Raw genomic sequence first — 10,832 nt, forward strand, 5'->3', positions numbered from 1 at the left:
CCGAGGACCTTCCCGGCCGGGGTGCGGCTCTGCCGCTACCGTGCCCGGCCTTGCGCGAGCTGGGCCAGGAAAGGAACAACGGTGTGGGTGAAGGTGTTGGAGGACGTGGAGGCGAAGAGCGGGTCGAGGTGGTTCATGCCGTTGTCGGTCTGGTACGTCGCGCTGGGTACACGGGAGTTGGCGACCACCCACTTGGTCGAGGAGACAACGGTGCCCTGGCTGGCGCTGGTCTCGAAGGCGTAGAGCGGGACGTCCAGTTCCCCGGTGTGTCCGAGGCGCAGGCCGAGCGAGCGGGCGAGGTCGGTGTCGGCGTACGGGTCGACGACGTCCAGGTCGACGGTGAGGCGGGCGGGCCAGTACCACTCCCAGACCACCGGGTCCGGTCCCGCGTAGGCGGCGGCGACGCGCTCGATCGGGGTGATGCCGTCGTTGACCCAGCCGCGCACGGCTCCGCTGCCGGCGATGTGGCCGGAGTGGACGGTGATGTCGTTGGGCCACCCGAAGCTCTCGTCGACCAGAGTGCCGAGCAGCGCCGCGTTGGTGACGGGGTACGGCAGCGTCAGGTGCGCGGGCAGCCGGGGCTGGAGGACGGAGCGGGCGTGCGGGTCCCGGCACGCGTACCAGCCGGCCAGTTGGTACCAGATCTGCGAGCTCTCCGCCCGGCTGCCGAGTCCGGTCGCGGCGAGGCTCATGTCGAACACCGCGCCGGCACTGACGGCCGTCAGTCGCTCGCGCACCCGTTCCGGGGAAATGTCGGGGTCGTAGCCTCCTCCGACGAAAGCCCCGTGCACGCCTCCGTCGATCAGCACCAGGCCGGACAGGTCCCGGTAGCCGGCGCGGCCACCGAAGTCCCAGGCCGCGTAGGCGAGCGTGGTCGTCGCGCCCCATGAGTGCCCACCGAGCACCACCCGGCGGCGTCCGCCGGCCGCGGCGGCGTGGACGACAGCACGCAGGTCCGACAGGGTGCGCGCCAGACCCCAGTCGGCGACGAATGCCGAGGCGGCGGGGTCCTGCGTCCGGTAGTGGTCGTCCAGGTAGTAGCCGATCGGGTCGGGGGTCGTGAAACCGGTCAGGTCGGCCAGGCCCTGCTCGCGCCGGTCGAACGCCCACACCTGCAGGCCGGGTACGGCAGCGACCAGGTCGCGGGCGAGCAACCGGAAGTCGTTGGCGGCTCCGAACTGACCGGGGACGAGCACCAGAACGGTCTCCGCCGCCGGTGGGCCGACCTGGAGGACGCGCACGGCATCCGTCTCAGCGGGACCACCGCCGCGCCCCACCGGCAGCGCGACGTACGACTCCCGGTCGAGGCGTCCGGCTCCCCGGGAAGCGGTAGGCGCGGCCTGGGCGGTGCCGATACCGACAGCGGCAAGACCGAGTGCCCCGGTTACCCCGCCCAGCAGCGCCCGGCGCGTCATATGACCCGTCATGTTGCTGTGCAACCCTTTCGCTCCCGCGCCGCCGGGCAAACAGGATTCGTCGGTGCAGCTAATTACCGGGACACCCTGACGTGACAGATCATATTCTGCCGGCGCAGCACAGTCCCACCCCTTCCGAAAACAGCGGAAAATTGCCCGATGAACGCTTCAAAAGAATACGATCGAATGCGGGGGCGAATCATCAGGCGACCGTCGCGCAGCTCGGTCAGGTGCTGGACCGGTCGGCGGCACGGGCGACCGCCGGGCGCGACGCACGTGTGCAGGGCACCGTGCTCATCGGGACTCCTGTCATTTCACGACCGCGCGGTAGCGCTCGATCGCGCGGTCGGTCAGGCGGGCGGCGGCGCCGGTGTACTCCTCCGGATCGCACAGGGCGCGCCAGCGGTGGGCGTCCGCGTCGAGCCCGTGCTGCCGCAGCAGCTCGGCCAGGACGTCCGGCAGGTCGTCGGGTCGGTCTGCCGTCATCGCGGTGGCCTCGGTCAGCAGCGCCTTGGTCTCCACCTTGCCGAGCACCGGGGTCAGCACCGCGCCGAGCCGTTCGGACACGATCGCGCCGCCGGTCAGGGCCAGGTTGGCGCGCATCCGGTCGGGGAACACCCGCAGCCCTTCGGTGAGCGCGGCGCCGTTGTGCGCCGCGCCGACGACCAGGCGCAGCGCCTCCCGCAGTGGTTGCCACTCGGCGTGCCAGCCACCCGCCGACCGCTCGTCCTCGACCACCATGCACTGGTGCAGCACTGAGACCAGGGCGGGTACCTGACGGGCGGCGGTGAGCACCGCCGTGGTGTGCACGGGGTTCTGCTTGTGCGGCATGGCCGACGACGCCCCGCGGCCCGGCGCCCCCTGTTCGGCCAGCTCACCGATCTCGGTCCGGGTGAGCACCGCTACGTCGGCGGCGATCTTGCCGAGGGAGCCCGAGACGAAGGCGAGCACGGCCGCGACATCAGCGATCGGGGTCCGGCCGGAGTGCCAGGGCGCGGGCGGCGCCACGAGTCCCAGTTCCGCGGCGAAGGGCTCGACCAGGTCCAGGCTGTCCCGCTCGGTGAACTCCTGGTAGGCCGACAGCGTTCCCGCCGCGCCGCCCAGCGACACCGGCAGCGCGGTCGCGAGCACCCGCTCGACCCTGGTGATCGCGTCGAGCACCTGCCCGAGCCAGCCCGCGGCCTTGAGGCCGAAGGTGATCGGCACCGCGTGCTGGGTGAGCGTGCGGCCCGCCATCACGGTGTCGCGGTGCGCCTCGGCGTGCCCCGCCAGCGCCCCGGCGGTGCGGAGCAGGTCGGTGTGGACGCGTCGCAGGGCGTCGCGGCAGAGGAGCATCGTGGCCGTGTCGAGGATGTCCTGGCTGGTGCTGCCCCGGTGCACGTAGTCGGCCGCGGACTCGTCGGCGGCCCGCACGATCGCGGTGAGCTGGGAGACGAACGCGACGACCGGGTTGCCGGTGGCGTGCACCCCGGCCACCAGCCCCCGCCAGTCGAACCGCTCGGGGTCCGCGGCCGAGGCGATCGTCTCGGCCGCCTCCCCCGGGATCATGCCGATCGCGGCCTGCGCCCGTGCCAGCGCCACTTCGACCGTCAGCATGGCGCGCAGCCAGGCGCGGTCGTCGAGGAACCCGTCGACGCCGGTGTCGGCCCAGCCGGGGGACAGCAGGCCGGTGTCAGCGAACATGGATCTTCTCCTCCGGGTTCGGTGGGGTTCGGCGTCCGCGTGGCGGTCCGCGTGGCTCCGGCGTCGCCTGCTCCGCAGCGCAGGCTCGCCCTGGCCACGGCGTCGGCGTCACCCAGGATGACCGAGGCGACCCCGGGACGGACACCGGCGGCCGTCGCCCAGTGCACGGCCTCGGTCGGGATGCCGAACGCGAACCGCCTCGGGTTCGGCACGCCCGCCCGGTCGACCAGCAGGTACGGGCGCTGCGTCACGGCCAGCCCGCCGGTCTCGTAGTATCCGCCGCCGTCGACCGGCATGCGGTACGGCACGCCGTTGCCCTTGTCCAACAGCGAGTTGACCAGGGGATCGACGGTTCGCCGCACGTCGGTTTCCGGCAGCCGGGCCTCGATGAGCACCCGTGCGCGGAACTCCGAGCCGGGCACCGAACGGCTGCGCATCACCCATTCCCGCCGCTCGGCGGACGGTTCCACGACCGCGTCGGGGCCCGCGACCTCCAGCACGCCCGCCTCGATCAGCGCGATCATCTCCTCGACGCGCCGCAAGGGCGGACCGATGGACAGGAACGCGTTCAACGGGGTGAACCACTCCTCCAGGTCCGACCGGTACGAGTCGCCGCTGAGCCCGCCGTGGTCCACCACGAGCCGAACCTCGTTGCGCAGGTCCCGCAGCACGTCGACGGCCGCCTTGAGCGGGCCGCGCACGTTGCCCGACCGGGCCTCGCGCACGTCCGAGCGCAGGTGGTCCAACAGCCACCGGCGGAAGGCGTCCGGCCCCTCGAACCGCTCGTCCCGGTACGGCCGGGCGATGCGCTGCCAGTCCCAGCGCTCCCCCGCGGCGACGCCGTGCTCGTCGAGCAGCGCGTTCTGGGCCGTCTCCCCGGCGCGACCGTCGACCAGCGCGCGGAACGCGGTGAGGAACCGATCCGCCGCCTCTCGACCGTCACGGTTGGCCAGGAGCGTGGAGTAGTAGACCGCCCGCACCTCCCCGTCGATCCACGGCCACAGGTCGGGCTGGAACCGCGGCGGCCGACCCCGTCGCGCCCGGTTCCGGAGCCGCCCGATCCGCTCCTCGGTGAGGAACAACGGGATGTGCCTGCCGAACGGCCCCTTCTGGTTCTCGCCGCGCGCGTGGTGCGGGATTCCACGCCGCGACCCGGCGACCAGCCGTGGTTCACGACCGGACGGCAGGTAGACCGCCGAACCGTCGTCACGGCGCGCGAACCCGCCGCCGCGGCCGGCCGTCAGCAGCGCCAGGTAGTCGAAGAAGTTGAGCCCCAGTCCGCGCAGCAGGACCGTCTCGCCGGCGCGGACCGCCGACAGGTCCGTGTCGGCGGGGTTCCCGGGAGGCAGGTAGACGAGGTCGTGGTCCCGCGCGAACGCGGCCGACCGCGCTTCGACCCCGGCGAGCCGCAGGTCCGAGTGGCCGGGGGTGAGCACGACGGAGTGCAGCCCGGCGAGGCGGTGACCTGTGGCCAGGGTGACCACCTGGAGTCCCGCGTCGTCCTCTTCGAGGTCCACCGCGAGGTGCGGGTGCCGCGAGATGGTCACGTTCGACGGTGCCGTCCGGACCAGGTGCCGCAACACCCAGTCGAGGTATCGGCCGTAGAACGCCCTCGTCGGGTAATCGTCCGGCCCGAGCGAGCGGGCCTCCTCCCGGACGGATTCCGGCAGTTCCCCGAACTGCTTGGTCAGCACGACGAACCGGGCCCACTCGTACAGGTCGGGTCCGGGCACGACCGGTCCGGCGCAGTCCACGGTGTCGTCGACGAACATCGTGACCTGGGAGGCGACGGTGTTCATCAGCAGGTGTCCGGACTGGTCGGTCCGCCACACCCGGCCGCCCTTCGAGAGGTAGGGGTCGACCAGGTGCACGTGCAGCCTGTGGTCGGCGAATTCCGCCGTCGCGTTCGCGCACAGCCGTTCCAGCACCGACAGGCCGCGGGGACCGACCCCGATCACCGCCACGGTGACGGCATCACCCGCCGCGGTCCGCACGCGCGTCGGCGTCGGCGCGAAGGGGTCCGGCGGTGTGGCCGGTGTGGACCCTGCCTCGCTCATACCTTGCCCTCCGTGTCCCAGCGCGCGGCGAACGCCCGGTTCGGCCGGGGACGTGGCGGAACGACCGCCCCCGGCAAGCCCTCCGAACCGGCTCGACGACGTCGAGCCGGTCGCCGTCCTCGCTCACGTGCGTCGGCACGGACTCCAGTGAGGAGTACGGCCGGCTTCGCCCGGTGGGTCAGTCACGCCCGGCAGGTCACAAAGGCGGACGATCGGTCAGCCGGAGGCGGCCGGTCGCACGTCCGCGTTCCACCAGGCGCGGGAGACCGTGGCGACCGACACCGATCAGGCACCAGGTGGTGGTGTGGACTGCTCACTCGCCTCGGCGAGATCGGTGGTTGTCCGGAAGATCTGGACACTCTGGACGCCTACTGCGCCACCGGTTCCCTGCGCCGGGCCGCCGACCTCCTCCACCTGCGCCACAGCAGCGTCGCCCGCCGACTCGAACAGCTCGGGAAGACCCTGGGCATCGAACTCACCGAGCCCACCGGACTGATCCGGGCCAGACTCGCCCTCACCGCATGGCGGCTCCTCGACGACTGATGCCTTCGTCAACCCGGTGAACCGGCGGAAAATCCATCGCGTTATCGAATGGTTCGACAGTCCGGTCGAACCATTCGACAATAGTTGCCGAACAACGCCCCGGTCACCACCATCGGCAGATGTCGAACCAGTTGCAAACTGGGCAGAAGGGTGTCGGGAAGGTCATGAGAAGGAGAATCGCAATGCTCGGTGCCGCGCTGCTCGCCGTCGCGGGCTTCGCGGTCACGGTTCCACCGCAGGCCCAGGCGGCGGTGGGGCTGCACACCAGCGGCGGCAGGATCCTCGAGGCCAACGGGCAGCCGTTCGTGATGCGCGGCGTCAACCACCCGCACGTCTGGTTCACCGGTCGGACGAACTCGTTCGCCGACGTCAAGGCGTTGGGCGCCAACACCGTGCGCGTGGTCCTCGGCACCGGCAAGCGGTGGGGACCGTCCACGGACACGGCCGACGTGATCGCGTTATGCAAGCAGCACCGGATGATCTGCGTGCTGGAGGTGCACGACACCACCGGTTACGGCGAGGAAGGCGCCGCCGCGTCCCTCGACGAGGCGGTCGACTACTGGATCACCCAGAAGAGCGCACTCGTCGGCCAGGAGAACCACGTCGTCATCAACATCGGCAACGAGCCGATCGGCAACGTCAACGCGGCCCAGTGGACCGACGCGACGGCCAACGCGATCCGGAAGATGCGCACCAACGGCTTCCAGCACCTGCTCATGGTCGACGGGCCGAACTGGGGTCAGGACTGGCAGTACGTCATGCGCGACAACGCCCAGACGATCCTCGACGCCGACGGCCGGCGCAACACCGTGCTGTCGATCCACATGTACGCCGTCTTCAACACCGCCTCCAGCATCATCGACTACCTCAACCGGTTCCAGGCCAACAACTGGCCGCTCGTCATCGGCGAGTTCGGCTGGCAGTTCGCCTCCAACGAGGTGGACCACGAAACGATCCTGGCCGAGGCGCAGGCACGGGGGCTCGGCTACTTGGGCTGGTCGTGGAGCGGCAACACCGACCCCATCCTGGACATGGCCACCGACTTCGACCCCAACCGGCTCACCACCTGGGGTCAACGCATCTTCAACGGCCCCAACGGCATCAAGGCCACCGCCAAGGAAGCCACCATCTACAGCGGCACCCAGCCGACCAGCACCACCACGACCACCACTCCCCCGACCACCACCACGACGACGCCCGGCGGCGGACCGACCTGCACCGCCACCTACACCGTCGTCAACCAGTGGCAGGGCGGCTTCCAGGGCGAGGTTCGGGTCACCGCGGGGACGTCGGCGATCAGAAGCTGGACCGTCACCTGGACCCACGCCGACGGGCAGGCCGTCACGAACGCCTGGAACGCCACCGTGACCAGCAACGGCTCGACCGTCACGGCCCGCAACATGAGCTACAACGGCAACCTCGCCGCCGGCGGCAGCACCACCTTCGGGTTCACCGCTTCGTCGCGCGGCACCAACAGCACCCCGACCGCCTCCTGCACCGTTAGCTGACCCGACAGCTGTGATGGGTTGACGGCGGGTGTTCGGCACCCGCCGTCAACTCACATCGCGGCACCGGGACCGGGACCGGGACCGGGAGGCAGGACCTCCAGCAGGTCAGTAGCCGGCGGGCATCCGGGTGGTCAGGCCGCCCGTGGTAGACCGTGGCGGCCTGCCGCACCCCTTCGAACCTCCAGCAGGACCTTCATGCCCTGGTGTGCGGCCGGCAGGGTGAACCGCCAGTCCGGGTTGAGGTTGTAGACCACCCTGCTGCTCGCCGTCGCCGCCCCAGCGGGCCATTCCCGCACCGGCGGCACCGCGCCGACCGCAGAGCTCGGGAAGCGGCGGCGGTACGCGGCGCTCCGCCAGGCGACCGCGACGCGGTGCCGGCGGTCCGGCATCAGCACCGGGCGACTGGACGCCGGTCGGGTCGGCGGTGGGGCAGATGGCCCGCGCCCGGTTGGGCGGAGTTGCGAACCGCAGTCGGGCGACGGGCACCGTGGTTAAAACGTTTGTACCGGCAAGTCGAAGCGTAGGGCACCGCCTTGACCGGGATCAACACCTGATCTACCAGCCAGAGAGCCGGGCAGGCGGCTATTGACAGGCACCGGGGCTCCTGCTTCTCTGCTAAGCCGTAGTAAACGTTTCAACCCCGGACTCCCGAGCATCCAACGGCGACCTCACCGCGGAGGGCCAGATGCCCCAGTTCCCCCGTCGCAGCTTCCTGGTCGGCGCCGCGATCGCCGGCGCGGCAGGCAGGCTCCCCGAACCCACGCCGGACACACCGGACGCGCCGGCCCCCATCGCACCGGCCGGCGCGCAGTCCGCCGTCGACACCGGCGTGCCGCTGCACTGGCTGGAAGGCGGCACGCCGGCGGCACTGGTCGGCGCGACCTGGGGCGTGCCGTGGCCGCGCGGCGCACTGGCCCGTGACCAGGAGCTGTCCCTGACCGCGACCGGCGGCGCGGCGGTGCCCGTGCAGTCCTGGCCGACCGGCTTCTGGCCGGACGGCACGGTCAAGTGGACCGCCCACGCGATCGGCGCCGGGGTGCCGGCGGTCGAGGAGTACGTGCTCCGCCCCGGCACGCCGGCCGCCCCCGCCACCCCGCTGCGGGTCACGGAGAACGACGGGACGATCGAGGTGGACACCGGCGTCATCCGCTGCCGGATCGCCCGCCGCGGGCGCGTGCTCGTGCCCACCATCCTCCGCGGCGAACGCACCGTCGCCACCGGCGGCACGCTCGTGTGCCTGCGCAAGGACTCCCCCGGCGACCAGGAGGCGGGCACCATCCGCCAGGAGCGGTTCACCGCCGACATCCGGGCGGTGACCGTCGAGCAGCGGGGCCCGGTGCGCGCGGTGGTGCGCGTCGAGGGCACGCACCGCGCGGACCGCGGTCGGCGCGACTGGCTGCCGTTCACCGTCCGGCTCTACCTCTACGCCGGCAGCGACGGCATCCGGGTGGTGCACACCTTCGTCTTCGACGGCGACGAGGACGAGGACTTCATCAGCGGCCTCGGCGTCCGCTTCCAGGTGCCGATGACGGACCAGTTGCACGACCGCCACGTGCGCTTCGCCGGTGACGGCGACGGTGTGCTCGGCGAAGCCGTCCGCGGCGTCACGGGCCTGCGCCGGGACCCCGGTGCGGCGGTGCGGCAGGCCCAGGTCGCCGGACGACCGACGCCCGATCTGTCCACATGGGACACACGGGTGAGCGGCCGGCTGCACCTGGTGCCCGCCTGGGGCGACTACAGCCTGCGGCAGCTGTCCGACGGCTGCTTCGACATCCGCAAACGCACCAGCGCCGGCCACGGCTGGATCCAGGTCGACACCGGCCGCCGCGCCTCGGGTCTCGGCTACGTCGGCGGCGCCTCCGGCGGGCTCGCGTTCGGCGTGCGGGACTTCTGGCAGCTGCACCCGACCCAGCTCGACGTCCGCGGCGCGGCAGGCGAGACCGCCGAGGTCACCGCCTGGCTCTGGTCGCCCGACGCCACTCCCATGGACCTGCGCTTCTACCACGACGGGATGGGCCAGGACACCTACCCGGAGCAGCTGGAAGGGCTGGAGATCACCTACGAGGACTACGAACCCGGCTTCGGCTCGCCGTACGGGATCGCCCGCACCACGGAACTGTCGTTCTGGGCCCTCGCCGCCACCCCGACCGCCGACCGGTTCGCCCAACTCGCCGCGGCCGTGCGGACACCGCCGTTGATCGTCGCCCCACCGGCCCACCTGCACGCCGCCGGCGTCTTCGGCGACTGGAGCCCGGTCGACCGCAGCACCCCCGCGCGGCGCGAGATCGAAGACCGGCTGGACTTCCTGGTCGACCACCACCGCGCGCAGGTCGAGCAGCGCTCCTGGTACGGGTTCTGGAACTACGGCGACGTCATGCACAGCTACGACCCCGACCGGCACGTGTGGCGCTACGACGTCGGCGGGTACGCCTGGGCCAACTCCGAGCTCTCCCCCGACCTGTGGCTCTGGTACCAGTACCTGCGCTCCGGCCGGGCGGACGTGTTCCGCTTCGCCGAGGCGATGACCAGGCACACCGGCGAGGTCGACGTCTACCACCTAGGCGAGTACCGCGACCTCGGCACCCGCCACGGGGTGCTGCACTGGGCCGACAGCGCCAAGCAGCTGCGCATCAGCACCGCCGCGTACCGCAGGTTCCACTACTTCCTCACCGCCGACGAACGCGCCGGCGACCTGATGCGGGACCTGGTCGACGCCGACCGCACGTTCCTCGTCCTCGACCCGATCCGCAAGATCCGCACCGAGCCGTACGAGCCGGACCCGCACGCGTTGTCCATCTCGGTCACCACCGACTGGAGCGCGCTCGCCGCCGCCTTCCTCACCGAGTGGGAGCGCGGCGGCGACCCGATAGCGCGGCAGAAGCTGGTCAACAGCGCCCGCACCATCGCCGCCATGCCCAACGGCTTCATCCAGGGCAGCGGGCTCTACGACCTCGACACCGGCGCGTTCGCACCCGCCGAACCCGCGGTACAGGTCGGATCGCTCGGCGCGGTGTTCGGGCTGGTGGAGATGTGCGCCGAACTCGTCGACGCGATCGACCTGCCCGAGTTCACCGAGGCCTGGCTGCAGTACTGCCGGCTCTACAACGGCACCGCCGACGAGCAACGTGCCGAGACCGGCCAGGCGTTCGGCAACCAGAACCTGCGCCAGGCCCACTCCCGGCTCACCGCCTACGCCGCCGCGAGGACCGGCAACGCGACGCTGGCCGCCCGTGCCTGGCAGGAGTTCTACACGGGTCACGCGGGCTACCCGCGCACCGCGCCTTGGCGTTCCGTGCGCGTCGAAGGGCCGGCCGTGCTCAAACCCGTCGACGAGGCGGGTTTCGTCTCCACCAACGCCAGCGCGCAGTACGCCCTGGCCGCGATCCAGTGCCTGGCACTGGTCGGCGACCACCTGCCCTGACCCGCCGCCGCGAGATCGAAGACCCCGCCGCCCCGACCCACCGGTGTCGAGCTCGTCCGAGCCGTCGACACCCTGACACCTAGTAGTACTTTGTTAGGTCGTTGTGTGTCAAGGGAAGGGGCGTTTGCAGGTGTGGCACGCGCCGGCCATGGCGGTGAGGAGTTGTTGCAGTTCGCGGAGAACCGCGTAGATGGTCAGGCCGACG

Annotated in this window: 7 protein-coding genes; 3 read left to right on the forward strand and 4 right to left on the reverse strand. The window is 71.5% G+C overall.

Translation table 11 applies throughout. The features are described 5' to 3' along the window. Positions 1-35: 35 nt before the first annotated feature. From FM051_RS41100 to FM051_RS41110, 3 genes are all read right to left on the reverse strand, one after another. Positions 36-1,415: an alpha/beta fold hydrolase gene (locus tag FM051_RS41100; RefSeq protein WP_202919286.1), complete on the reverse strand. Its 1,380-nt coding sequence runs from the start codon at positions 1,413-1,415 to the stop codon at positions 36-38. Between the two features lie 309 nt (positions 1,416-1,724). Then, positions 1,725-3,098, reverse strand: a complete 1,374-nt coding sequence (gene pcaB / locus FM051_RS41105; RefSeq protein WP_158852520.1) for a 3-carboxy-cis,cis-muconate cycloisomerase — start codon at positions 3,096-3,098, stop codon at positions 1,725-1,727. Next, positions 3,005-5,155: an FAD/NAD(P)-binding protein gene (locus tag FM051_RS41110; protein ID WP_158852521.1), complete on the reverse strand. Its 2,151-nt coding sequence runs from the start codon at positions 5,153-5,155 to the stop codon at positions 3,005-3,007. The genes pcaB and FM051_RS41110 overlap by 94 nt, the downstream gene beginning before the upstream one ends. Positions 5,156-5,302: 147 nt before the next feature. Between FM051_RS41110 and FM051_RS52425 the strand changes: the two genes are divergently transcribed. Both FM051_RS52425 and FM051_RS41120 read left to right on the forward strand, forming a co-directional pair. Continuing rightward, the gene (locus FM051_RS52425; RefSeq protein ID WP_238413008.1) at positions 5,303-5,698 is read left to right on the forward strand and encodes a helix-turn-helix domain-containing protein; all 396 of its coding nucleotides are present in this window, start codon (positions 5,303-5,305) and stop codon (positions 5,696-5,698) included. Positions 5,699-5,880: 182 nt separating this feature from the next. Next, positions 5,881-7,206, forward strand: coding sequence for a cellulase family glycosylhydrolase (locus FM051_RS41120; protein ID WP_238413009.1), 1,326 nt, complete (start codon positions 5,881-5,883; stop codon positions 7,204-7,206). A gap of 131 nt (positions 7,207-7,337) precedes the next feature. Here FM051_RS41120 and FM051_RS41125 read toward each other — a convergent pair whose 3' ends face one another. After that, entirely contained in the window at positions 7,338-7,601 is a 264-nt protein-coding gene (locus FM051_RS41125; protein ID WP_158852523.1) for a hypothetical protein, read from the reverse strand. A 290-nt stretch (positions 7,602-7,891) separates the two neighbouring features. On the opposite strand from FM051_RS41125, the gene FM051_RS41130 reads away from it, so the two are divergent. Beyond that, complete coding sequence (locus tag FM051_RS41130) at positions 7,892-10,627, forward strand: exo-rhamnogalacturonan lyase family protein (protein ID WP_158852524.1); 2,736 nt, start codon at positions 7,892-7,894, stop codon at positions 10,625-10,627. Positions 10,628-10,832: the final 205 nt, after the last annotated feature.

Origin of the sequence: Saccharothrix deserti (assembly GCF_009769385.1) — a bacterium.
Taxonomy (GTDB): domain Bacteria; phylum Actinomycetota; class Actinomycetes; order Mycobacteriales; family Pseudonocardiaceae; genus Actinosynnema; species Actinosynnema deserti.